This is a genomic window from Thermus albus, assembly GCF_022760855.1.
Taxonomy (GTDB): Bacteria; Deinococcota; Deinococci; order Deinococcales; family Thermaceae; genus Thermus; species Thermus albus.
On the sequence record NZ_JAKTNR010000002.1, the window covers coordinates 297,995 to 321,127 of the forward strand.

27 protein-coding genes are annotated in these 23,133 nt (G+C 63.0%); 12 read left to right on the forward strand and 15 right to left on the reverse strand.

Annotation, left to right across the window (positions count from 1 at the left end):
* Window position 1: 1 nt before the first annotated feature.
* The 10 genes from L0D18_RS03420 to mglB form a co-directional block, all read right to left on the reverse strand.
* Complete coding sequence (locus L0D18_RS03420; RefSeq protein ID WP_243027371.1) at window positions 2–1,732, reverse strand: ribonuclease J; 1,731 nt, start codon at window positions 1,730–1,732, stop codon at window positions 2–4.
* 57 nt (window positions 1,733–1,789) lie between these two features.
* Window positions 1,790–3,934, reverse strand: a complete 2,145-nt coding sequence (gene pnp / locus L0D18_RS03425; protein WP_243027372.1) for a polyribonucleotide nucleotidyltransferase — start codon at window positions 3,932–3,934, stop codon at window positions 1,790–1,792.
* Between the two features lie 58 nt (window positions 3,935–3,992).
* The gene (rpsO, locus tag L0D18_RS03430) at window positions 3,993–4,262 is read right to left on the reverse strand and encodes a 30S ribosomal protein S15 (protein ID WP_243027373.1); all 270 of its coding nucleotides are present in this window, start codon (window positions 4,260–4,262) and stop codon (window positions 3,993–3,995) included.
* A gap of 71 nt (window positions 4,263–4,333) precedes the next feature.
* Entirely contained in the window at window positions 4,334–5,488 is a 1,155-nt protein-coding gene (locus tag L0D18_RS03435; protein ID WP_243027374.1) for an MFS transporter, read from the reverse strand.
* Window positions 5,485–5,970 (reverse strand): hypothetical protein, encoded by a 486-nt coding sequence (locus L0D18_RS03440; RefSeq protein WP_243027375.1) that lies wholly within the window; start codon window positions 5,968–5,970, stop codon window positions 5,485–5,487. The genes L0D18_RS03435 and L0D18_RS03440 overlap by 4 nt, the downstream gene beginning before the upstream one ends.
* Window positions 5,971–6,037: 67 nt before the next feature.
* On the reverse strand, window positions 6,038–7,726 hold the full coding sequence (locus L0D18_RS03445) for a b(o/a)3-type cytochrome-c oxidase subunit 1 (protein WP_243027376.1): 1,689 nt from the start codon (window positions 7,724–7,726) through the stop codon (window positions 6,038–6,040).
* Window positions 7,727–7,729: 3 nt separating this feature from the next.
* A complete protein-coding gene (locus L0D18_RS03450) occupies window positions 7,730–8,236 on the reverse strand; it encodes a cupredoxin domain-containing protein (protein ID WP_243027377.1) in 507 nt (168 codons plus the stop codon).
* Window positions 8,237–8,239: 3 nt separating this feature from the next.
* The gene (locus tag L0D18_RS03455) at window positions 8,240–8,344 is read right to left on the reverse strand and encodes a cytochrome c oxidase subunit 2A (RefSeq protein ID WP_243027378.1); all 105 of its coding nucleotides are present in this window, start codon (window positions 8,342–8,344) and stop codon (window positions 8,240–8,242) included.
* A 181-nt stretch (window positions 8,345–8,525) separates the two neighbouring features.
* Window positions 8,526–9,113, reverse strand: coding sequence for a GTPase MglA (gene mglA, locus L0D18_RS03460; RefSeq protein ID WP_243027379.1), 588 nt, complete (start codon window positions 9,111–9,113; stop codon window positions 8,526–8,528).
* Between the two features lies 1 nt (window position 9,114).
* Window positions 9,115–9,606, reverse strand: a complete 492-nt coding sequence (gene mglB / locus L0D18_RS03465) for a GTPase-activating protein MglB (RefSeq protein ID WP_243027380.1) — start codon at window positions 9,604–9,606, stop codon at window positions 9,115–9,117.
* A gap of 17 nt (window positions 9,607–9,623) precedes the next feature.
* Between mglB and L0D18_RS03470 the strand changes: the two genes are divergently transcribed.
* The 11 genes from L0D18_RS03470 to L0D18_RS03520 all read left to right on the forward strand — a co-directional run bounded on the left by L0D18_RS03470 (window position 9,624) and on the right by L0D18_RS03520 (window position 17,844).
* Window positions 9,624–10,949 carry a M20/M25/M40 family metallo-hydrolase gene (locus L0D18_RS03470; RefSeq protein WP_243027381.1) on the forward strand — a complete coding sequence of 442 codons (1,326 nt, stop codon included), beginning with the start codon at window positions 9,624–9,626 and terminating at the stop codon, window positions 10,947–10,949.
* A 24-nt stretch (window positions 10,950–10,973) separates the two neighbouring features.
* The gene (speB, locus tag L0D18_RS03475; RefSeq protein ID WP_243027382.1) at window positions 10,974–11,849 is read left to right on the forward strand and encodes an agmatinase; all 876 of its coding nucleotides are present in this window, start codon (window positions 10,974–10,976) and stop codon (window positions 11,847–11,849) included.
* Between the two features lie 250 nt (window positions 11,850–12,099).
* The gene (locus L0D18_RS03480; RefSeq protein WP_243027383.1) at window positions 12,100–12,264 is read left to right on the forward strand and encodes a hypothetical protein; all 165 of its coding nucleotides are present in this window, start codon (window positions 12,100–12,102) and stop codon (window positions 12,262–12,264) included.
* A 6-nt stretch (window positions 12,265–12,270) separates the two neighbouring features.
* Window positions 12,271–13,173 (forward strand): quinate 5-dehydrogenase, encoded by a 903-nt coding sequence (locus tag L0D18_RS03485; protein WP_243027384.1) that lies wholly within the window; start codon window positions 12,271–12,273, stop codon window positions 13,171–13,173.
* Window positions 13,170–13,724: an elongation factor P gene (efp, locus tag L0D18_RS03490; RefSeq protein WP_243027385.1), complete on the forward strand. Its 555-nt coding sequence runs from the start codon at window positions 13,170–13,172 to the stop codon at window positions 13,722–13,724. The genes L0D18_RS03485 and efp overlap by 4 nt, the downstream gene beginning before the upstream one ends.
* 185 nt (window positions 13,725–13,909) lie before the next feature.
* Window positions 13,910–14,428 (forward strand): acetyl-CoA carboxylase biotin carboxyl carrier protein, encoded by a 519-nt coding sequence (gene accB / locus L0D18_RS03495; RefSeq protein WP_243027444.1) that lies wholly within the window; start codon window positions 13,910–13,912, stop codon window positions 14,426–14,428.
* Window positions 14,425–15,762 carry an acetyl-CoA carboxylase biotin carboxylase subunit gene (accC, locus tag L0D18_RS03500; protein ID WP_243027386.1) on the forward strand — a complete coding sequence of 446 codons (1,338 nt, stop codon included), beginning with the start codon at window positions 14,425–14,427 and terminating at the stop codon, window positions 15,760–15,762. The genes accB and accC overlap by 4 nt, the downstream gene beginning before the upstream one ends.
* 12 nt (window positions 15,763–15,774) lie before the next feature.
* The gene (locus tag L0D18_RS03505; RefSeq protein WP_243027445.1) at window positions 15,775–16,104 is read left to right on the forward strand and encodes an Asp23/Gls24 family envelope stress response protein; all 330 of its coding nucleotides are present in this window, start codon (window positions 15,775–15,777) and stop codon (window positions 16,102–16,104) included.
* Complete coding sequence (nusB, locus tag L0D18_RS03510) at window positions 16,097–16,552, forward strand: transcription antitermination factor NusB (protein WP_243027387.1); 456 nt, start codon at window positions 16,097–16,099, stop codon at window positions 16,550–16,552. Before L0D18_RS03505 ends, nusB begins: the two co-directional genes overlap by 8 nt.
* Before the next feature lies 1 nt (window position 16,553).
* On the forward strand, window positions 16,554–17,405 hold the full coding sequence (locus L0D18_RS03515; protein ID WP_243027388.1) for a tetrahydrofolate dehydrogenase/cyclohydrolase catalytic domain-containing protein: 852 nt from the start codon (window positions 16,554–16,556) through the stop codon (window positions 17,403–17,405).
* The gene (locus tag L0D18_RS03520) at window positions 17,389–17,844 is read left to right on the forward strand and encodes a divergent PAP2 family protein (RefSeq protein WP_243027389.1); all 456 of its coding nucleotides are present in this window, start codon (window positions 17,389–17,391) and stop codon (window positions 17,842–17,844) included. The genes L0D18_RS03515 and L0D18_RS03520 overlap by 17 nt, the downstream gene beginning before the upstream one ends.
* On the opposite strand, the gene L0D18_RS03525 is transcribed toward L0D18_RS03520, so the two are convergent.
* Entirely contained in the window at window positions 17,823–18,023 is a 201-nt protein-coding gene (locus L0D18_RS03525) for a hypothetical protein (RefSeq protein ID WP_243027390.1), read from the reverse strand. The two genes, L0D18_RS03520 and L0D18_RS03525, sit on opposite strands and share 22 nt — an antisense overlap.
* Before the next feature lie 66 nt (window positions 18,024–18,089).
* On the opposite strand from L0D18_RS03525, the gene L0D18_RS03530 reads away from it, so the two are divergent.
* Window positions 18,090–20,075 carry a (Fe-S)-binding protein gene (locus L0D18_RS03530; protein ID WP_243027391.1) on the forward strand — a complete coding sequence of 662 codons (1,986 nt, stop codon included), beginning with the start codon at window positions 18,090–18,092 and terminating at the stop codon, window positions 20,073–20,075.
* Here L0D18_RS03530 and L0D18_RS03535 read toward each other — a convergent pair.
* The 4 genes from L0D18_RS03535 to L0D18_RS03550 are packed head-to-tail and all read right to left on the reverse strand — an operon-like array spanning window position 20,065 to window position 23,080.
* Window positions 20,065–20,607 carry a class I SAM-dependent methyltransferase gene (locus L0D18_RS03535; protein WP_243027392.1) on the reverse strand — a complete coding sequence of 181 codons (543 nt, stop codon included), beginning with the start codon at window positions 20,605–20,607 and terminating at the stop codon, window positions 20,065–20,067. The genes L0D18_RS03530 and L0D18_RS03535 overlap by 11 nt on opposite strands.
* The gene (locus L0D18_RS03540) at window positions 20,600–21,274 is read right to left on the reverse strand and encodes a TerC family protein (RefSeq protein WP_243027393.1); all 675 of its coding nucleotides are present in this window, start codon (window positions 21,272–21,274) and stop codon (window positions 20,600–20,602) included. The genes L0D18_RS03535 and L0D18_RS03540 overlap by 8 nt, the downstream gene beginning before the upstream one ends.
* Window positions 21,271–22,209: an alpha/beta hydrolase-fold protein gene (locus L0D18_RS03545; protein ID WP_243027394.1), complete on the reverse strand. Its 939-nt coding sequence runs from the start codon at window positions 22,207–22,209 to the stop codon at window positions 21,271–21,273. The genes L0D18_RS03540 and L0D18_RS03545 overlap by 4 nt, the downstream gene beginning before the upstream one ends.
* Window positions 22,210–22,240: 31 nt before the next feature.
* A complete protein-coding gene (locus tag L0D18_RS03550) occupies window positions 22,241–23,080 on the reverse strand; it encodes a DUF1517 domain-containing protein (RefSeq protein WP_243027395.1) in 840 nt (279 codons plus the stop codon).
* Between the last annotated feature and the right edge of the window lie 53 nt (window positions 23,081–23,133).

Consider the following 23,133-nt stretch of genomic DNA (forward strand, 5'->3'; position numbering starts at 1 on the left):
TTTACCCCTCAATCACCACGGGCAGGATCACCGGGTCGCGTCCCGTGGCCTTTTTCAAGAACTTCTTCACCGGGTAGTAGATGTCGTCGCGGATGCGCTCTAAGGACTTTTTCTCCCGCACCCCGTTTTGCAGGGCCTCGAGGGCCATGCGCTTCACCTCACCCAATAGCCGTTCCCCGGCTTTGACGAAGCCCCGGGAAACCACCTCCACCACGGGATCGCGCCCCGCCAGGGCGGTGATGACCACGATCCCCTCCTCCGCCATGTGCTGGCGGTCGGCCAGGATCTCCTCCGTGATGTCCCCCACGCCCAGACCATCCACATAGAGCACTCCAGAAGGAACCGCCGCCACCTTCTCAAAGCTTTCCCGGGTGAGGCGGTAGACGGCCCCGTTTTCCCCAATGAGGGTCTTTTCCGGCGGGCGGCTCATGGACTCCGCCAGCCACTTGAAGTTGGTCTGGTGGCGCACCTCCCCGTGCCAGGGCATGAAGAAACGGGGGGTGGTGAGGTTCAGGATGAGCTTGAGCTCCTCCTGGGAGGCGTGGCCGGAGGCGTGGACCTTGTAGGTGGGAGGGTAAAGGACGTAGGCCCCTAGGGCGTAGAGGCGATTGATGACCCGGTTCACCGCCTCCTCGTTGCCGGGGATGGGGCTGCTGGAGAGGATCACCGTGTCCCCGGGCTTGATGGCCATCTTGGCGTGCCCCTCAAAGGCCAGGCGATGGAGGACGGACATGGGCTGGCCCTGGCTTCCCGTGGCCAGGATGAGGACCTGGTGATCGGGCAGGTCCTTCACCTCCTCGAGGGCATAGAGGCGGTCCTTCACCTTAAGGTAGCCCAGCTCCAGGGCGATACGGCTAAAGCGCACCATGCTCCGCCCCTCCATGGCCACCTTGCGCCCGTACTTCTCCGCCGCCCAGATCACGGCTTGGATGCGGTGGATGTGGCTGGCGAAGGTGGTGACGAAGACCCTGCCTGGGGCGCGGCCGATCACCCGGTCCAGCTCCTTGGCGATCTCCATCTCGCTCGGGGTGTAGCCAGGCCGCTCCGCGTTGGTGGAGTCGGCGATGAGGAGCAAAACGCCCTCGGCACCCGCCTGGGCCACCTTGGCCAGGTGGGATACCTTCCCGTCAATGGGGGTGGCGTCCAGCTTGAAGTCCCCGGTGTGCACGATGGTGCCAATGGGGGTGCGGATCACCAGGCCGGAGTTGTCGGGGATGGAGTGGGTCATGCGGAAGAGGTCTAGGGTGAAGTAGCGGCCTACCGCGATGCGGTCGTCGGGGCTGATCTCCTTGAGGTTGAAGCTTCCTGGCCTAAGGCCGAACTCCTCCAGCTTTCCCCTTAGAAGCCCCAGGGTGAGCTTGGCGCCATAAATGGGTACCTGGCTCTCCTTGCCAAACACCATGGGGAGGATGAAGGGAAGCCCCCCGATGTGGTCCTCGTGGCCGTGGGTGAGCACCCAGGCCTTGATGAGGTGGCGGTTTTCTATGAGGTAGTCCACCCGGGGGATAAGGAGGTCCACCCCGGGCATCCCCTCATCGGGGAAGGCTAGCCCCCCATCCAGCACGAAGATCTCGTCCCGGAAGCGAAAAGCGGTGATGTTCTTACCGATCTCCCCCATACCCCCTAGGGGCACGATCTCTACGTGGTCCCTGCCCTCCCCAGGCGCAATGGGGGTGACGTCGGGCGGTCTTCTGCGCCGTCGTTTCCGTGGTTTGCGCTCTTGGCTTTCCATAAACCTCCCATCTTCCCAGCCGGGCCGGGATTGTGCCGAAAGAAAAGACGCCTAGAACTAGCTCCGCCGCCTGGGGGGAATCTTGCCCTCGAGCTCGGGGCGGATGAGGTCGATCTTGCCCCGCTCGTCGATGCGGTGCACCTTGACCTTGATCACGTCCCCCACCTTGAGGTGGTCCTCCACCCGTTCCACACGCCCGGGGGCGATTTGACTGATGTGCAAAAGGCCCTCGGTGCCCGGAAAGAGGCTGATGAAGGCCCCGAAGGGGGTGATCTTGGTGACGGTGCCCTCGTAGATCTCGCCCACCTTGGCCTCCATGGTGAGCTCCTCAATGCGCTTCTTAGCCCTTTGGGCGGCCTCCATGTCGCTGGAGTAGATGCGCACCGTACCGTCCTCCTCGATGTCCACCTCTACCCCTAGCTCCTCGAGGGCCCGCACGTTCTTCCCCCCAGGCCCAATGACCAGGCCAATCTTCTCCACGGGCACCTTCAAGGAGAGGATCCGGGGGGCGAAGGGCTTGAGCTCGGGGCGCGGGGCGGGGAGGACGCTTTCCATGAGGTCCAGAATCCGAAGCCGGGCCTCCCGGGCCTGCATGAGGGCCTCCTTCAGCACCTCCCGGGGAAGCCCGCCCACCTTGTTGTCCATCTGAAGCGCCGTGACCCCTTTTCGGGTCACCGCCACCTTGAAGTCCATGTCCCCAAGGGCGTCCTCCAGCCCCAGGATGTCGGTGAGGATCACCGACCGCTCCCCTTCCCACACCAGGCCCATGGCCACCCCGGCCACCGGGGCCCGGATGGGCACCCCGGCATCCATGAGGGCCAGGCAGCCGGCGCAAACCGTGGCCATGGAGCTACTGCCGTTGGACTCCAGCACGTCCCCCACCACCCGGATGGTGTAGGGGAAGGCCTCCTCCGGGGGTAGGACGGCCTTGAGGGCCCGTTTGGCCAGGTTGCCGTGCCCCACCTCGCGCCGGGAAACCCCCCTTAGGCGCTTCACCTCCCCGGTGGAGAAGGGGGGGAAGTTGTAGTGGACCAGGAACTTCTCCGTCTCGTCAATCCCCAGGTCGTCAATGATCTGCTCATCCCGGCCTGTGCCCAGGGTGACGGTGCCCAGTACCTGGGTTTCCCCCCGGGTGAAGACGGCGGAGCCGTGGGTGCGGGGGAGGACGTCCACCTCGATCCAGATGGGCCGGAGGTCCTTGGGTGTACGGCCATCCGCCCGCTTGCCCTCCTCCAGGACCAACCGCCTCAGCTCCTTGCGCACCATCTCGGCGAAGGCGCTTTCGTAGAGGGGTTTTCTGCTTTCGTCAAGGGTGCCGTCCTCCCCCTTGGGCAAGGCCTCGAGGATAAGGCTTTCCGCAAAGGCCTCGAGGGCCCGGCTCCTCTCCCCCTTGCTGGCGGTTTGCAGGACCGCGGAAAGCCCCCTATCCAGGGCCAGGCGGTAGAAGGCCTCCTTTTCCTCCTCGCTGAGGCTTTCCGGAGGGGTCCAGGCCATCTTGGGCTTACCCAGGGCCCGGGCCATGGCCTCTTGCAGGTCCAGGATGGGCTGCATCTCCCGATGGGCGAACTCCAGGGCCTGGACCAGGGTTTCCTCGTCCACCTCGAGGGCGCCGGCCTCCACCATGAGGATGGCGTCCCGGCTTCCCGCCACCACCAGGTCCAGGGCGCTTTCCGAAAGCTCCTGCAAGGTGGGGTTTAGGATAAACTGCCCCCCGATGAGGCCTACCCGTACCGCCGCCACAGGGCCTTCCCAGGGGATGTCCGAGAGCATGAGGGCGGCGCTGGCCGCCGTGGGCCCCAGGATGTCCGGAGGGTTCTTCTGGTCGGCGGAGAGCACGGTGACGATCACCTGGACCTCGTGCCGGAACCCCTTGGGGAAGAGGGGGCGGATGGGCCTATCGGTCATGCGGGCGGAAAGGATGGCCTTTTCCCCCGGCCGCCCCTCCCGGCGCATGAAGCTTCCGGGAATCTTGCCCACGGCGTAGTGCCGCTCCTCAAACTCCACGGTGAGGGGGAGAAAGTCTGCCTCTATGGGTTCTTCCGAGGCCTGGGCCGTGGCCAAGACCACGGTGTCGCCATAGCGTACCAGGACCGAGCCGGAAGCCTGCTTGGCGTATTTCCCCGTCTCTAGGACCAAGAGGCGGCCGGCCACCTGGGTTTCGTACCGATGGGCTTGGGGTGTGTTGGGCGTGGCTTCTGCCATAGTTGTCCTCAAGCGAAAGGCGGAGCCCTAAGGCCCCGCCCCCGACCTACATACCAGTTTACTTCCTCAGGCCCAGTTTCTCAACCAGGGCCTGGTAGCGCTCGGGGTCTTCCCGCTCCAGGTAGCGCAGAAGCCTGCGCCGCTGCCCTACCATCATCAAAAGACCCCGATGGGAGTGGTGGTCGTGCTTGTGCACCTTCAGGTGCTCGGAAAGCCGGTTGATGCGCAAGGTGAGCAAGGCCACCTGCACCTCGGTGCTCCCCGTGTCCCCGGGGAAGCGGGCGAACTCCTCTATGACCTTTTGCTTCTCCTCTTTGCTGATGGGCATCTTTACCTCCGTCAGGGGGGAAAGCGCTTTTGGCCCCTTCCTCCTCGAGGTCCCTAAGGACCTCCTCCAGGTTAGGGCCTCCTCCTCTTTCCGTCAAGCAGGAAGAGGGTGAGGGCCAAAAGGGCCAGGCCCGCTCCCACGCCGAAGGCCAGCCCGGGTCCGTAGCTCTGCCAAAGAAAGCCGAAGATCACGCTGGCCGGCAAGAGCAAAACCCCCACCACCGTGTGGTAGAGTCCGATGGCGGTGGCCTTCGTTTCCTGGGGTACCAAGGTGGCCAGATAGGCCCGGCTGGCTCCCTCGAAGGCAGCCGAATAAAGGGCATAGAGGAGAAGTAGGGCCACACCTGCCAGGGCGGTTTTTGCCAGGGCAAAGCCCAGATACACCAGGGCGTAGAGGCCAAACCCCCATGCCACCACCCGCCTTAAGCCCACCCGGTCCGCCAGGCTACCCAGAGGATAGGCCAGCAGAGCGTAGAGAAGGTTGTAGCCCGTGTAGGCCAGGGTCACGGCCTCTGGGGTTAGACCCAGCTCCTTCAGGCGAAGGAGCAGAAAGGCATTGGAGGAGAGGGCCAAGGCGAAGAGGCCGGAGACCAGGAGAAACCGGCGGTACGGGACGGGAAGGGTACCTAAGTAGGTGAGGCGGAGGGGGGGTAGGGGGGTTCTGGCCCGTGGGGCCTTGGCCTCCCGTACCCAAAAGAGGGCCATGAAGGCCAGAAAGGCCGGGATAGCCGACGCCCAAAACACGCCCCGGATTCCCAGTTGGGGTAGGAGGAGAAAGGCCAAGAAGGGGCCTACGGTGGCTCCCAGGGTGTCCAGGCCCCGGTGGAGGCCGTAGGCCCGGCCAAAGGCACCCTGGTCCACGCTCTCCGCCAGTAAGGCATCACGGGGTGCGGTGCGCAAGCCCTTACCGGTGCGGTCCAGGAAACGGTAGAGGAGCACATGGGCAGGGCTTTGGGCTAGGGCCAAAATGGGTCTCAGGAAGGCGGGCAAGCCATATCCCAGGAGGAGTAAGGGTTTTCTTCGGCCCAAGCGGTCGGAAATCCTTCCGCCCACCACCTTGAAGAGGCTGGCCGTGGCCTCGGCGATGCCCTCCACCAAGCCCAGCACCCCTGCGCCCGCCCCTAGGCTGGTCAGAAAAAGGGGTAGCAGGGGATAGACCATCTCGCTGGCCACATCCATGAGGAAGCTGACAAGGCCCAACAGGTATACCTGAAGAGGAAGCTTCATGGTCGGTATCGGAGGTAAAGACCCAGCAGGAAGGGCTCGGGCAGAACCATCATGACCGAGAGGGGATCCAAGGGGGCGGGGGAGAGGAGAGCAGGGCCTAAGGGGGTGAAGAAGGGCAAGGGCAGGGTGCGGGTAACAAGGAAGAGGAGGATAAAAACCCCAGAAAGCCCAATGCCCACCCTCCAGGCCAGGGGGGCAAACGGGGGATCCCTATCGGGATACATGAGGCGGAGAACCCAGAGGACTAGGGCGTAGGTGGCTTTCAGGGCCAAAAGGATCAGGAAAACCTGCCCATAAAAGTAATACTCGCTCACCAAGCCATACATGACCGCTTCGGCTTCGGAAACCCCCAGGGCGCTGCCGCAAAGCCCCTGCCCCAGCCTATCCGCCAACCCCAGTCCTAGAAACTGGAGAAGGAAGGGAAGAAGGGAAAGCGTGACCACCCAAGGGAGTCCGCGGCTAGGGATAAAGCCCACGTTCATAGCCTTTTCGTTTTGGCCAAAAAGGTCAAGGGCCAGGGGTTTCCTGGCCCTTGGGGGTGTCCTAAGCCTACCAAAGGCGCATGCCAGGCACTGGGTTGAGGTTGCTGAAGAGTTGTACCAGGGTAGGGCCGTAGGCCAAAAGCACCAGGATCACCGCCACCAGGAACCAGAAGCCGATGCGGTCCATGGCCTGTACCAGGGGGCGGTCCTCCGGGCCTGAGATCACTTCGGCGAAGGGTACCGGGGCCTCGGCCAGCTCCACCCGGCGCTCCCGGCCCAGGAGAACGCTGAAGAGGCCGTAGATGAAGAGGATGAGGGCCACCAGAAGGATGATACCCGCCAGGATGTTGAAGACCATGGGGACAGCCGCATGGGTGTACGCATCCGGTACCTGGGCAATGTAGGCCCGGCGGGGCACGTTAAGGAGCCCCTGCCAGTGGAGGCCCAGGGCCATGAGCATCATGCCAAGGAACCAAAGCCAGACCACCGCCAGCCCCAGGCGCCTTTGCGCATCGGAGATGGGCTTTCCGGTGAGGTTAGGGATGAGCCACCACAGGGAGCCCATGGCGGTAAGGGTTACCAAGCTCGCCACCTGCAGGTGGAAGTGGCCGGGAATCCACGCGGTATTGTGGACCACGTAGTCTAGGGTGAAGCTGGCATTCACCAAGCCTCCCGCACCACCGGGGATAAAGCCGATAAGGCCCAGTACGGGGGCTACAAAGGCGGGATTGCCCCAAGGCAACTTTGCGATCCAGCCTAAAAGCCCTTTGCCACCCCGCATTCTTCCAGCAAACTCCAAGCTGGCCGCGACGGTGAAGGCGGTCATCAGGCTGGGCACGGCCACGAACATGGTGAGGATGGAGTGGATCATCTTCCAGGTGGGGTCGATCCCAGGGTCAGCGAACTGGTGGTGGAAGCCCACGGGGGTGGAGAGAAGCAGGAAGAGGAGGAAGGCCAGGCGGGCCATGGGGTCGGATACCAGTTTGCCCCCCGCCTGTTTGGGCAGCACGGTGTAGATGATGGCGTAGGCCGGTATGAGCCAGAAGTAGACGATGGGGTGGCCTGTCCACCAGAAGAGGGTGCGGGCGATCAGGGGATCAACCCCTTTGCTGAGGCCGAAGGACCAGGGGAGGAGGAAGAGCACCGCCTCCAGGACCAGGCCGATGGAGGCGATAAACCACATGAGCCAGAAGACCACCGCCATATAGGTGGCCAAGGGGGTTACCTGGCCGGGGTGCTGGGCCTTCCAGCGCCGCCAGAGGTCAAGAACGATGTAGATGCTCACCCAGGTGGAGAGCACGAAGATGCTGGCCCCCAGGTAAAAGGCCCAGTGGCCCTGAAGGGGAGGGTAAAAGGTGTAAAGGACGGTGGCCTCGTTGGCCAACAAGGGCAAGGCCGCCATTACCAGGCCGATAAAGGCCATCCACCAGGAGAGCCACATGAGCCCCATGTTAGGGCGCATGTTCAGCTCCCTGGCAGGTAGATAGACCATGCTGGCCTGGGCAAATAGCTGGGTGAAGACGATGGCATTCAGCACCCCGTGCAGGGTAAGGCCTTGGTAGTAGGACTGGACGAAGGGGAGGAGGCGCTTAAGGAGAGGATAGGCGTCCACGTTGCCATAGTTCAGGGCCTGGAAGGGACCGAAAAGGCTTCCGATGATGACGGCAATGAAGCCCAGGACCAGGAAGTAAAGGGTAGCCTTTTTCTCCGGGTAAGCCTCGTATATGCGGCTAATGTCTGAGCTGCGCACCGCCATGGCTCACTCCTTCACCACGATTTTGCCAAACATGTTCTGGTGGCCTATGCCGCAGTACTGGTTGCAGATGATGCGGTACTCGCCGGCTTTCTTGAAGGTGTACCGCACCGTGGAAACCTCCCCGGGGAGGACCTCCACGTTGATGTTGGTGCCCTCCACGTGGAAGCCGTGGATGACGTCGGGGCTGGTGAGCTTGAAGATGATCTCGGCCCCCTTGGGAACCTCTATGGGGTTGGGTTGGTACCCAAAGGCGAAGGCCAAGGCGTAGACCGTGTACTGGTTGGGGCCCGTCTGAACCACCGCCTGGGTAGGGTCAGCCCAAGGGCCTTCCGTCCGCACCTTGGTGGGGTCCACGTGCTCCAGTTTCCCTGCAGGGATGACCCCGGCGCTATGGGTGGCCAAGGTATAGGCGATAAGGGCGATAAAGACCACCAACATCACCAAGGAGAAGGCCAGCCAGCCCTTCTCGTAGGCCAGGATTGCCTTGTGGGCCTTGTGCTCGTCCACCATACCCTACCCCCTTGCGAAGAAGGTGAAGTATACCCCCAGCCAGAAGACCAAAATGGTGAGGGTAAGAACCACTATCACTCCCATGGCGCCGACCGGTTTTTCCTCCATACCCTTCCTCCCTTTACGGCAGGTTGCCGTATACGGTGCCCATGTTAGCGAAAAGCTGAGAAGAAGGTGAAGTACATTTGTCCCTTCCATTAGTTGAAAGCAAGAACCCCACTGCAGATCGCTGGTTATCCGTGGAAAAAAAGGGGGCGAGGTGCTACACCTCGCCCCATAGGGACAGGGCTTAGGTGCTGCCTACCCTGGCCAGGACCAGGCGGCTTACTTCCTTGAGGGTTTCAAACACCCCCTTGCCTTCGGTGGCCACCGCTTCAAACACGGGGAAGCGCCCTTGGGGATCCACCACCGCCTGGATCATTTCCACGGGCAAGGCGTCGGGAAGATCCCGCTTATTCACCTGGAGCACCACGGGGATATCCTCTACCCTAAGCCCGTACTCGGCCAGATTCTCTCGCATGTTGCGCATGCTCTCCGCGTTGGCCCTGAGCCGGTTGGGGGCGGAGTCGGCCACGAATACGATGCCATCTACCCCCCTAAGGATGAGCTTGCGGCTGGCGTTGTAGAAGACCTGGCCGGGGACGGTATAGAGGTGAAAACGGGTCTTGAAGCCTTTGACCTCGCCGAGGTCCAGGGGAAGGAAGTCAAAGAAGAGGGTGCGTTCGTCCTCGGTGGCCAAGGAAACCATCTCACCCTTGCGCCCCTCCGGGATTCTGCTATAAATCCATTTCAGGTTGGTGGTTTTTCCGGATAGCCCCGGGCCGTAGTAGACGATTTTGAAGTTGATCTCGCGGTTGGCGAAGTTGATGGTGCTCATACTAGTTGCCCAAGAGTTCGTCCAAGAGGGCCTTGGCTTCCTCGCGGTACTGGGTGTCTAGGTTGAGCTTGGGGGGGTTGGCCAAGGCCTCCTCCGCTAACCGGGCTAGGGCCTCCGCAGCCCGTTTGCCGTGGAGCTTGACCTTGCCCAAGGGAGCGTTTTCGTCAAAGACCAAGACCAAAAGGGCAAACTCGCCGGCTTCGTCCACGTATAGCCCCATGCGTTCCCCCTGGTGCACCACTTCCTGGAAGCGGGCCTCGCCCAACAGTTTGGCCAGGGCCTGGGTGGCGGCAGCGTTGCCCGCCACCAAGGTGGCCAGGGAGTCCAGGGGCGGGGGCTTGGGGGCCCAGAGGGCTTCCTTGTGGGCCAGGACGAATCCTTTTCGGTCTATCAGGAGCGCATAGCGGGCCCCGGTTTCCTGCAGGGTTTCCTGTAGCACGTCCATGGCCCGCTGGTACAGGGCCCCATAGAGGACCAAGGAGGGTTCCACCATAGTATGCTCAGTTTATCATGGGGCCGTTTTTGGAGGAGGCTAGGGCGCTTTTGGCGGAGTTGGTGGCCCTGCCCACGGTGAGCGCAGAGGGAAGGGCCCTCGAGGCGGGTGCGGCTAGGGTGGCGGAGGTATTGGGGGGGCTAGGCCTAAAGGCGGAGCTACACCACGGCTACGGCCCCCCGGTGGTTTACGCTGAAGGAGGCGAGGGGGATAAGGCGCTTTTATTTTACAATCACTACGATGTACAGCCTCCGGATCCCCTGGAACTCTGGGAAACGGAGCCCTTTCGCCTGGTGGAACGGGAGGGCGCTTGGTATGGGCGGGGTACCCACGACGACAAGGGGGAGTTGGTGGCCCGGGTGGTGGCCCTAAGCCTATTCCAGAAGAAGCACGGTTTTCTTCCCCGGGTGAAGTTCGTGGTGGAGGGGGAGGAGGAGGTGGGAAGCCCCCACCTGGGGGATTACGTGAGAGACAAGAAGGACCTCTTGGCGGCGGAGGCCATGGTGTGGGAGGCGGGTGGGGTGGACGCCAAGGGGCGTCCTTACCTCTATGCGGGGCTTAAGGGTATCGTGGCCCTGGAGCTTCGGGTGCGCACGGCAGCCTTTGACCTGCATTCCTCCTACGGGGCGGTGGTGGAGAACCCCATCTACCGCCTAAGCCGGGCCATTGCCAGCCTGAGGGACGAGGAGGGAAGGGTACTGGTCCCGGGGTTTTACGATCGGGTCCGCCCTCTAACCCCCAAGGAGATGGAGGTGCTGGCGGAGATCCCCGACGAGTCGGGGGTGCTGAAGGAAGCCTTTGGCGTGCGGGACTTTTTGGGAGGGGCCAGGAACCTGGAGTTCAACCAACGGCTTTATGCCGAGCCCTGCGTCAACATGAATGGTTTTCATTCAGGCTACGGTGGCCCGGGTTCCAAGACGGTGTTGCCAGCAGAGGCCTTTGCCAAGCTGGACTTCCGCCTGGTGCCGGATCAGGACCCGGAGGAGATCCCTGGGCTTTTGAGGCGGCACCTCGAGGCCCAGGGCTTTCACGACGTGGAGGTGGTGGTCCTGGAGAAAGGGGAGCATCCCGCCCGTTCGGATCTTTCCCATCCCTTCGTGAACCTGGCCAAGAGGGCTCTGGAGGAGGCCTTTGGGGAGAGGGCCGTCCTCTATCCCAACATGGCAGGGTCCGGTCCCATGCACCCCTTCCTCCACCACCTCAAGGCTCCGGCGGTGGGCCTGGGGGTGGGGTATCCGGGTAGCCGGGTGCACAGCCCTAACGAGCATATCCGGATCCAGGACTTTGAGCGGGGTACCCTAGCCCTTCTCAGGCTTTTAGAGCTTTTCTTCCTCGGGCGCTAGGCCATCTGCTAGGCTCTTAGGGGTATGCGTCTTTTCTTTGGTGAACGCGATACCCCATACCAGGAGGCTCGGGTGGTGGTCCTGCCCGTGCCCTACGACCTTTCCCTCTCCTTTTTGCCCGGGGCCAGGCGGGGCCCTGAGGCCATCCTCCTGGCCAGCCGGGAGCTGGAGCCCTTCCTTTTGGAGCTGGAGGTGGCCCCTGAAAAGGTGGGGATCCACGCAGCCGAGCTCGTCCCTTGGGTGGCGGGGAGCGCAGAGGCAAGCCACGCTCTGATCCGGGAGGCCGCCCTTACGCACCTTCGGGCGGGGAAGTTCGTGGTCTCCTTGGGGGGAGACCACTCCATCACCCACCCCCTGGTCCAGGCCCATCGGGAGGTCTTGGGGGAGTTTTCCCTTCTCCAGATAGATGCCCATGCGGATCTGTACCCTAAGTGGCAAGGTTCGGTGTATTCCCATGCTTCCCCCTTCTACCGCTTAGTTCAGGAAGGGTTTTCCTTGGTGCAGGTGGGGATCAGGGCCATAGACCAAGACTCCTTGGCCTTCGCCAAGGAAAAGGGGGTGGCCCTTTTCCCCGCCCATCGCCTGCACCGGGAAGGGCTTCCCCTAAAGGAGATACTGGGGGCTTTGGGTGAGCGGGTGTACATCAGCCTGGACTTTGACGCCCTAGACCCAAGCTTTATGCCCAGCGTGGGTACTCCCTTGCCTGGAGGACTTTCCTACCGCCAGGTGGTGGACCTCCTTGCGGCGGTTTTTGCGGAAAAGGAGGTGGTGGGCATGGATTTTGTGGAGCTTTCCCCAACTGGTCAGTTCCATGCGGAGATGACCGCGGCCCAACTGGTGTACCACGCCATAGGCCTTAAGGCTTTGCAGGCGGGTTGGCTGGAGGCCAGGGGGCAGTAGCCGCCTCATCCGTTTGTCTTGCGGTTACCCTGGGGATGGGGTCCACGGAGTCCTGGCCCCGGGGCCGCTGGTTGGAAGGGACACGAGGCCAAGGGCTCTGGATCCCGCCTGCAAAATCCCTAAGGGGTTGGGCATACCGGTAGTGCGCTTCTGCTACCCTGGAGGCCACCTCCCCTCTGGTCTTGTGGATGGGGTTTTCCGCCAAGGGGTTTTGGACTTTCTCGGGAGGGTCTTGCGCTAATCTTGAGCCATGCGGACCCTCATGGCCAACCTCGAGGCCCTCTTCTTGGCCCTGGCGTTTGGCAGCCTGGTCTTCGGCCTCCTGGCCCGGCTCGTTGGGCTTCGGAGGGTTTGGCCCTTTTTCCTTCTGGCCGGAATTCTGATGGCCCTGGGCCTTTGGGCGGGGTTAAAATAGCCCTTCGTGACCAAGCGTGTGGTTTCGGTATCACTGGGCTCTAGCCGGCGCGACTCGGTGGTGGAGCTGGAGCTTTTGGGGGAGAAAGTGGTCCTGGAAAGGCGGGGCACGGACGGGGATTTCCAAAGGGCGCTCTGCCTCATTGCCCAGTTGGATGGACAGGTGGAGGCCATCGGCCTTGGGGGCATTGACCTTTACCTTTGGGCGGGGGGTCGGCGCTATGCCATCCGGGATGCCGTCAGGCTTAAGGAGGTCGCCCGTAAGACGCCTGTGGTGGATGGCTCAGGCCTCAAACACACCCTCGAGCGCCGGGCGGTGGCTCAGCTGTCCGGGATAATAGACTGGCGGAACACCAAGGTGCTCCTGCCCTCAGCCGTGGACCGCTTCGGCCTGGCCGAGGCCTTGCACCAAGCTGGGGCTCGGGTCCTTTACGGTGACTTCATCTTTGCCCTGGGGTTGCCCGTTCCCCTTTACTCCCTTTCCTTCCTGCAGAAGCTGGCCTTCCTTTTGCTTCCCGTCCTCACCCAGCTTCCCTTCCAGCTCCTTTACCCCACGGGGGAAAAGCAGGAGAAGCGGGTTTTGGACTGGCGAAGCCGTTACTACGCTTGGGCGGACCTGGTAGCGGGGGACTGGCACTACATCAGGCGTTATATGCCCGATGACGTGAGGGGCAAGTCGGTGCTCACCAACACCACCACCGAAGAGGACGTGGCCTTCTTGCGGGAACGGGGGGTAAGGCGTCTCATCACCACCACCCCTCGCTTGGGCGGGCGGAGCTTCGGTACCAACGTCATGGAGGCCTTGCTGGTGGCCTTGGCCGGGCGGGAGCTTGGGGAAGAGGAGTACCTCCGGTATATTGACCTCTTAGGGCTTAGGCCCCAGGTCCTGGAACTTCAGGAGGAAGCATGATCAGCGTGACGGATCTAAGACCCGGAACCAAGGTAAAGATGGAGGGTGGCCTTTGGGAGTGCGTGGAGTACCAGCACCAAAAGCTCGGCCGGGGTGGGGCCAAGGTGGTGGCCAAGTTTAAAAACCTGGAGACGGGAGCCACCCTTGAGCGCACCTTTAATTCGGGGGAGAGGCTGGAGGACATCTACGTGGAAACCCGTGAACTCCAGTACCTCTACCAAGAGGGCGAGGACCTGGTGTTCATGGACCTGGAAACCTATGAGCAGTTCCACCTACCCAAAGGCCAGGTGGAGGCGGCCCGTTTCCTCAAGGAGGGCATGACCGTCCTCGGGGACATGTACGAGGGTCGTCCCTTGAAGATTACCCCGCCTACGGTGGTGGAACTCAAGGTGGTGGATACCCCTCCTGGGGTGCGGGGCGACACGGTGTCCGGTGGGAGTAAACCCGCCACCTTGGAAACGGGGGCCGTGGTGCAGGTGCCCCTTTTTGTGGAGCCCGGTGAGGTGATCAAGGTGGACACCCGCACCGGCCAGTACGTGGGTCGGGCTTAAGGCGTTACCGGGAACCGGGTGAACCCAGGCCCTCAGTTCGTTCTCTAAGTCCTACCGGGATGGCGCCTGTCCGAGGTCCTTACCGGGGCTCCCACCCTAGCCCAAGCCAGGGTGGGGTGGTGTGACGGGGTATAAAAGCGGTTTTGGGGACACATGGGGTAAGCTTTATGCCGCGAGGTGTATCCATGACGCCCAAGGAGCTGAGACAGATCTTGCAGGCCCTGGTGGAGCACGGGGTGAGCGAGCTCACCCTGGAGACCCCTGATTACAAGCTGACCGTACGCCGAGGGGGCGAGGTGCAGGTGGCGGCTTTGCCCCAAGGGGTGCTGGTCCCCGCCACTTCTCCTCCTCCCCTGCCCACGCCAGCCATGGGAGCACCGGTGCCGGCTTCTCACGGTGAAACCCCCAGGCCTGAGGTCCCTCCCATCGAGGAGGTTCCGGAGGCTAAAGGGGAGTGCGCGGGCTGCGTGGAGGTGAGGGCCCCCATCGTGGGCACCTTCTACCGGGCCCCGGCCCCGGATGCCCCACCCTACGTGAAGGAAGGCGACCGGGTGGAGAAGGGCCAGGTGCTCTGCATCATCGAGGCCATGAAGCTGATGAACGAGATTGAGTCGGAGGTTTCCGGCATCGTCAAAAAGATCCTGGTGCAAAATGGGGAGCCGGTGGAGTACGGGCAACCCCTGTTCCTCATCCAGCCCCTATGAAAAAGGTCCTGATCGCTAACCGAGGCGAGATCGCCCTCCGGATTATCCGGGCCGCCAAGGAGCTGGGCATCAAGACGGTGGTGGCCCACTCCACCGCGGACGAGAAGAGCCTGCCCGTGCTTTTGGCGGACGAGGCCATCTGTATTGGGCCACCTCCTTCTGGGCAGAGCTACTTGAACATTCCCAACCTGCTCTCGGCGGCCATCGTTACCGGAGCCGATGCCATCCATCCCGGCTACGGCTTTCTAGCGGAAAACGCCACCTTCGCGGAGATGTGCCGGGACCACGGCATCACCTTTATCGGTCCCACTCCTGAAAACATGCGGGCCCTGGGAGATAAGGCCACGGCTAGGAAGGTGGCGCGGGAGGCGGGGGTGCCCACGGTTCCGGGGACGGATGAGCTTACCAGCGTGGAAGAGGCTAAGCGGGCTGCGCAGGAGATCGGTTATCCTGTGATCCTCAAGGCCTCCGCTGGGGGTGGCGGCAGGGGAATGCGCCTGGTTCATACTGAGGAGGAGCTGGAAAGGGTCATTCAGCAGGCCCAGGAGGAGGCCCGGGCGGCCTTTGGCAACCCCACCATCTACCTGGAGAAGTACATCGAGGAGCCCAAGCACATAGAGATCCAGGTTCTGGGGGACGGGGAGACCGTCATCCACCTTTGGGAAAGGGACTGTTCCATCCAAAGGCGACACCAGAAGCTATTGGAGGAGGCCCCCAGCACCTTGCCCCTGGAGACCCGGAGGGCCATCGCCGAGGCGGCGGCCCGCTTGGCCCGGCACGTGGGGTATGTCTCGGCGGGCACCCTGGAGTTTTTGGTGGACAAGGAGGGGAATTTCTACTTCATTGAGATGAACACCCGCATCCAGGTGGAACACCCCGTTACGGAGATGATCACGGGTGTGGACCTGGTGCAGGCCCAGTTCCGTATCGCCATGGGGGAAAAGCTCTGGCTGAAGCAGGAGGATGTCGAGGTACGGGGACACGCCATAGAGGTGCGCATCAACGCCGAGGACCCGGAGAAGGGCTTTAGGCCCTCCATCGGCAAGGTGGAGACCTTGCTTTTCCCCGGGGGGCCAGGGATCCGCGTGGACAGCCACCTCTATGCGGGTTACCAGATCCCACCCCATTACGACAGCCTCATCGCCAAGATCATCGCCTGGGCCCCCACCCGGGAGGAGGCCATCAGGCGCATGGAGCGGGCCCTTTCCGAAACGGTGATTGAGGGGCCGGGCCTGAAGACCACCATCCCCTTCCACCAGAAGGTCTTGCAGAATGCCTTCTTCCGCCGGGGTGCGGTCTACACCAACTTCGTGGCCCGGCGGATGGAGATGTAGACTGGGCGTGTGATGGTGGAGTACGAGATCAGCGACCATGCCCTCGAGGGCCTGGTGGCCCACGCCCTTTCCGACCTCCAGGGGGTGCGGCTTTTGGAAACCGCACCCCGCTCTTTGGGTGAGGTTTTCCGTCGGATGAAGCCCATCAAGGTGGAGCGTGCCCCCGAGGGGTACACGGTGGACCTGGTTCTTTCCGTAGACTACGGGGTTTCCATTCCCGAGGTGGCCCAGGTGGTGCAAAAGGCAGTGGCCGAAGCCCTATTCCTGGCCACCGGGGAAAAGGTTCAGGCGGTGAACCTCACCGTGGCCCAGGTGGAGTACCGAAAGGAGGCCCATGCTTAGGCGAGCCAGGGAACTGGCCATGCGGGCCCTCTTTGCCCACACCCAGGGGGGGGTGGATCTGGAGGAGGCTTTCCGTCACGCCTTGGAGGAGATGGGAGGAGAGGAGGACTCCTACGGAGATCCCCTGGACCAGGAGGGGGTGGCCTTTGCCCGGCGCCTTTTAGAGGGGTACAAGGCCCATGCGGAGGAGGTGGACCAGGTGCTACGGGAGACGGTGGAGGGGTGGGATTTCGCCCAGATGTCCAAGACCGACCTCACCGTGTTGCGTCTGGCCACCTACGAGATGCTTTACGAACCCACCCCCTTCGCTCCCCTGATTGAGGTGGCGGTGAAGATTGCCAACCGTTATGGGGGAGAGCATTCAGGGGCCTTTGTCAACGGGGTTCTCGGCCGCTTGTACCGGCGGATCCAGGGGGGCGAGCTGAAGGTGGTGCCTAAGGAGGGCTGAGATGACCCTTGCCCGTATTCTTTCCGGCCACGAGGTGGCGAAAACCGTGTATCAGGAGCTGAGGCAGACCCTTAGCTCCTTGCCTTTCGTACCCTCCCTCAGGGTGATCCGTTTGGGGGAGGACCCCGCCTCGGTTTCCTACGTGCGCCTTAAGGACAAAAGGGCCCGGGAGCTGGGCCTTTTGAGCCAGGTGGAGGTCTTTCCCGAGGATACCCCCGAGGGGACCCTTTTGGAGCGGATCCAGACCCTCAACCAAGATCCCGAGGTGGACGGTATCCTGGTCCAGCTTCCCTTGCCCGCCCACATCCGCACGGAGCGGGTTTTAGAGGCCATCTCTCCCCTCAAGGATGTGGATGGCTTCCATCCCTTCAACGTGGGCAAGCTTTGGAGCGGGGGCGAGGGGCTTTTCCCCTGCACGCCCCTAGGGATCGTCCGCCTCCTGCAGCACTATGGGGTGGAGTTAAGAGGCAAGGAGGTGGTGGTCCTGGGTCGGTCCAACATCGTGGGCAAGCCCCTCGCCGGCCTCCTCCTGCGGGAGGATGCCACCGTGACCGTGGCCCATTCCCGTACCCGGAACCTCCCGGAAATCGCCCGGCGGGCGGAGGTGTTGGTGGTGGCGGTGGGGAAGCCCCACTTGGTGCGGAAGGAGTGGGTGCGGCCCGGGTCGGTGGTGGTGGACGTGGGGGTGAACCGAGTGGGGGGGAAGTTGGTGGGAGACGTCCATCCTGAGGTGGCCGAGGTGGCGGGCGCCCTTACCCCCGTCCCTGGAGGAGTGGGCCCTATGACCGTGGCCATGCTGATGGCCAATACCGTGAAGGCGGCTATACTCAGGCGGCATGGACTTTCTGGCTAACCAGGTGTTTTGGACGGCCATCCTGGCCAACTTCCTGGCCCAGACCCTGAAGATTTTCATCTATTACCTGCTGGAGGGCCGGTTTCAATGGGAACGTTTCTTGGAAACCGGGGGGATGCCCAGTTCCCACTCGGCCACGGTGAGCGCTTTGGCCATGGGGGTGGGCTTTCAGGAGGGGTTTGGCAGCACCCTGTTCGCCGTGGCCGCCATTTTCGCCCTCATCGTCATGTACGACGCCACGGGGATCCGCCGGGCGGCTGGGCTTCATGCCCAGCTCCTCAACCAGTTGGTTCAGGAACTGCAGCAGGTGTTGCAGAAAGGTCCCGCCGCCGAGCCCTTGAAGGAACTGCTGGGCCACACCTACCTCGAGGTCCTGGTGGGTGCTCTTTTCGGGGCTTTGGTGGCCTTCCTCAGCTTTCACCTTTTCCCGGCGGCGTAGAAGGCCAGGGTCTGCCCCAGGAGGAAGACCAAAAGCCCTAGGATTGGGGAAAGAAAGAAGACGAAGAAAGTCGCAAAAAGGACCAGCACCAAGGGCAGGAGGGGCCTCTTAAAGCGGTGGAAGGTCCAGAGGTTCAACAGGCTGAAGAAGAGGAGGATGCCAAAGGCCACGGCTTCCATGGGCCACCATTGTACGCCTTTGCCAGGGTGGGGTAAACTTTAACCGAGTATAAGGAGGTCTTACCCATGCTGACTTTACCGGAGAAAATCCTCTTTATCCTGCTCATGGCCGGAAGCCTGTACTACGCCTACACGGGGTTTCGCCGGGTCTACCTGGCCATCCGCCGGGGACGGCCTGAGGACCGGTTTGACCGCCTACCCGAGCGTATAGGGAGGGCCCTGTGGCTCACCCTTACGCAACAAACGGTGTTCAAGCGGCGGCCATGGGTGTCCCTCCTGCACGCCCTTGTCTTCTATGGCTTTATCTATTACCTTTTGGTCAACCTGGTGGACCTCCTGGAGGGCTTTTTCCCCCTGCACACCCAAGGAGGCGTTTGGAACCCCTATAACTTCATCGCCGACATCCTGACGGCGGCCATCTTGGTGGGCATCTTGGGCCTGATGGTGCGCCGCTACCTGGTGGCCCCCCACGACTTCACCTGGAACCCCAAGGTGCTCCTCCACGAGCGGGTGCGCCAGGGGATACCCCGGGACTCGGCCATTGTGGGGGCCTTCATCACCTTTCATGTGGGAAGCCGCCTCCTCTCCAAGGCCGCGGGCCTGGCCCAGGGGGAACCCGATCCCTTCCAGCCGGTGGCGAGCCTCCTAGCCAGCCTCCTTTCCGGGCTTGCCCCCTCTAGCCTGGTGGTTTTGGAACACGTCTTCTGGTGGGGGGCCCTGGGTTCCATCCTGCTCTTTCTTCCCTACTTCCCCCGTTCCAAGCACATCCACCTGATGATGGGCCCCATCAACCTGGCCTTTGGCCAGGAAAAGCCCGGGGCCTTGTGGCCTCTGGATTTTGAGAAAGAGGAGGAGAAGTTCGGGGCGGAGAAGCTGGAGGACCTTTCCTGGAAAAGGCTTTTGGACGCTTACGCCTGCATCATGTGCAACCGCTGCCAGGAGGCCTGCCCCGCGTACACCACGGGAAAGGCTCTTTCCCCAGCGGCCATCGTTATTTCCGAGCGCTATGAGCTGAACGATATCCTCCCTGCCTTTGCCAGCGGCCAGGAAAGCCCCCGGCCCCTCATGGACTTCGCCCTGAACGAGGAGGCCCTTTGGGCCTGCACCACCTGCACGGCCTGCGTGGAGGTCTGCCCGGTGGGCAACGAGCCCATGCTGCACATCCTGGATGTGCGCCGGGCCAAGGTGCTCATGGAGGGCGCCTTCCCCCAGGAGCTGAACAACGCCTTTAGGGGGATGGAGCGCTCCGGCAATCCCTGGGGCATTGGCCAGGACAAGCGCCTGGACTGGGCGGAGGGGCTTAACGTGCCCACCGTGGAGGAAAAGCCCCATCCCGAGGTCCTCTACTGGGTGGGATGCGCGGCTAGCTACGACCCCCGGGCCCAGAGGATCGCCAGGAGCATGGTGGAAATCCTAAACGCCAGCGGGGTGGACTGGGCGGTTCTGGGCCGCAAGGAGAAGTGCACGGGCGATTCCGCCCGGCAAGCGGGCAACGAGTACCTTTTCTTCCAGCTGGCCACGGAGAACGTGGAAACCTTAAACCAGGTGGCTCCCAAGACCATCGTCACCACCTGCCCCCACTGCTTCCATACCCTGGGCAACGAATACCAGGCCTTTGGCGGGGAGTACCGGGTGGTGCACCACTCGGAGTTCATCGCCGAGCTTTTGCGCTCGGGTAGGCTTAAGGTTTCCGAGGAAACAAGGAAGGTGGTCTTCCATGACCCCTGCTACCTAGGGCGGCACAACGGGGTTTACGAGGCACCCCGCGAGGTGTTGCAGGCCGTGGGGTTCCAGTTGCAAGAGCCCCCTAGGACCCGCGAGGGGAGCTTCTGCTGTGGGGCTGGGGGGGCCCAGTTCTGGAAGGAGGAGGAGCCTGGGGCCATGCGGGTATCGGAAAACCGCTACCGGGAGCTTAAGGGCACGGGGGCCGAGGTGATCGCCACGGGGTGCCCCTTCTGTATGGCCATGATGAATGTGGAGGTGGCCCAGGACGAAGCGCCTCCCGAGGTTTTGGACATCGCCGAGTTGGTGGCCCGGGGGCTTAGGGCTTAGGCTTCTGGTAGACGGCATAGACCCGGTAGCCCTCCATCCACCCCTCCCCGAAGGCACGTAGCCCAAGGCCGGGGGGAGGGGTGAGGAGCTCGTAGGGTTCCCAGTAGTAGGGACTTTCCGGCCTCCTCCGCCGGATGGCTTCTAGGCGGCTAAAGCCCTCCACCAGGACAAGCCCTCCTGGGGCCACCAGGGGAGGGAGGGCCTTAAGAAGAGGGCGGTTCACGTAGTAGCTCATGAGGATAGCGGCGAAGGGACCCGGGGGGAGGAGGGAGAGGGCTTTGGGGCCCTCTAGGTCCAGATCCACCAGGGTGAGCCCCGGGGTGCCGGCCAGCCTGCGCAGGGCCTCGAGGCTCTTTTCCACCAGGACCACGGAATGGCCCCTGTGCAGGAAGTAGCGGGCGTTCCGCCCCAGGCCTCCGGCCAGGTCCAGGATGGGCCCAGGGGGTACGAAGGGGCCATAGGCCCGCACCGTGAAGGCAGGGGCTCGTTCCCCTTCCGTTTCCCGGTAAAAGGCATCCCAATCCCTAGGCATGTTTGCGGAAGGCTAGAAGGCTTCCCCCCAGGAGGATGAGGAGGGTTACGCCCCAGAAGGCGGGCTTGGGCAGGTGCCAGGCCAGTTCGGGGTGGTGGGAAAGCTCGGCCAGGGTGGCGCTTCCCTCCAGGAGGAGCTTGACTCCCGCCCAGCCCACCAGGGCGTAGGCTACTTTTTCCAGGTTGGGATAGCGTTCCATTATCGCCACCACGTAACTGGCGGCCAGGCGGATGAAAAGGATACCCAGGGCTACACCCAGGAAGACCAGAAGGAGGTCTTTGGAGAAGGCCACCACCGCCAAAATGGAGTCTACGGCAAAGGCCAGGTCCACCAGGTTGATGAGGAGCACCACCCGCCAAAACTCCCGGGCGGTGACCTCGGGAAGCCGCTGGGCCTCCGGGTGGTTGCGGAAATGCTGCAGCATGAGGAAGAGGAGGTAAAGCCCTCCCAAAACCTGGACCCACCATAGCCGGATCACGTACACGGCGAAGAGAAGGGCTAGGCCCCGCAGGAGGTAAGCCCCCAGGACCCCGTAGAACAGGGCCTTGCGGCGGAGGTGGGTGGGCAGGGGCTTGACCATCACCGCCAGCACCAAGGCATTATCTCCGGAGAGGAGGGCCTCGAGCACCGCCACGGAAAGGAGCACCAACAGCGCTTCCCCGCTCATGCCTCCCCCAAAAGGTACCTGAGCCCTGGGGCCAGGCCTTGTTTCCACGTGACCCAGTTGTGTCCCGAGGCCCTTTCCCGGTAGGCATGGGAAACCTTGCGGTCGGCGAGGAGGGCGGCAAAGCGGCGGGCTGGAGCTAACAGCCATTCCAAAAGGCCCACCTCCAGGTAGATGCGGGGTAGGACCTGGGCGTTGGCGTACTGCCCCAAAAGCCACTCTCGGTCCCGATAGGCGTCGGTGCCACCTGGGTGGGCTTTCAGCGCTGGGGAGAGGGCCAGGACCTTGGGGAAGCGATCCGGGTGGCGCCAGGCCTGCCACAAGGAGAAAAGCCCCCCCAAGGAGGCCCCCACCAGGACCAGATCCCCTAAGGAGCCATAGAATCCCTCCACCTCGGCCAGCACTCGGTGAAACTCCTCCTCGTAGCGTTCCGAAAAGCGGTACTCCTGGTTCCGGTCTATGGGTTCCACGAAGACCAAGCGGACCGGGGGGATTTCGCCCGCCTCCTCTAGGGCTCGGGCCACCTTGTGCAGGCCTGCGGTGCGGTAGAAGGCCACCCCATCCTGGACTACCAGGGTGGCCTTGGGGCTTGCCCCGGTTTCGGCCACATAGTAGCGCCTCTCCCCCAGGCGGTGCCGGGCCACCTTGGGCTCCTCCCTTGGCTCGGGCGGGGCCTCAAAACGATGGCCGGGAAGCCTGACGGCCCGGGGGTAGGTCCACCAGGGGTTGTCGGCCCGCTCGGGGTTATCGGGGTCGGGGAAGGGATCTCCCCTTGCGTCCAAAAAGGCATACTCCACGTAGGCTCCTTCCGGGAACTCCAGGGTGACGGGGCCTGAAAGGGGAAGGGGGTTTTTCTCCCAGTCGGTGAAATCCCCGATTAAGGCCTGGGCCCCAGGAGGGGGTAGGAAGGTGACGGTGCGCCGAGAGACCCGTACCACGGATCCACTCTACCCGGAAGGCTTCGCCCGTTCAAAGCTTGTCCAGGTCGGGGTAGAGAAGGAGAAGCTCCTCTTCCGTGAGGGCCTCGCCCTCCTTTTCCGGGGTCCAGGAGAGGTAGGCGGCCATGAGGGTATAGGGGCTGGAGCCTGCCAGGTCCATAAGGGCCTCCCGTGCCCGAGACCGGGTCAAGGGGGACCGGGGAGGAAGAAGCCTGTGGTCGGCCAAAAGGAGGCTTACCGCCAGGTAGCGTCCCCTGGGTTCCACCAGGGCCTGGTATCCCTCCGCCACCTGCTTTTTCCCCTCAAAGTGGCGGAAGGTTTCCTGGTACTTGCTTCGCTCCTCCAGCATCCAGGCGTCAAACCGGGCCAGGGCCTCCTCCTCGGAACCCGCCGCCACCTGGTAATCGCCAAAGCGCCAGGCGGCCTCCTCCCGGAGGAGTAAAAGCGCCGCCTCGTCCACCAGGTCCGCCAGGCCCTTGGCGGAGGTGGTGTCCGCTTCCTCGGCCAAGCGCCTTAGGGCCCTTTGCACCTGGGGACGGGCCAGGAGGGCCAGGCGTAACCTGGCCACGCTGGCGGTGGGACCTTCCCCTGCCCGGCGGAGGCCCCGCACCATGTAGGCAGTCATCAGGATCAATCCAAAAAATACCAACACTGGCACCAGGCCTAGACTTGTGCCTCCACCCCCGGGGTAGACCACGATGGGGCCGGGATGGGTGGGGTAGGATGGGGCCGGCATGGGGAAGACGGGGGCGGGGCCAGGGCTCATGGGAGGTGGGCTTGGGTTGTAGGGGCGCCCGCCCACCCCACCCCCGCTTTTCTGGGCAAGGGCCATGGCCAGTCCCAGAAGAAGGACCCAGAGGAGGCGGCGCATGGCTTTAAGCTTACGTCAGGAATGGGGGCCTGGTGCTAAACGCCATAATGCAG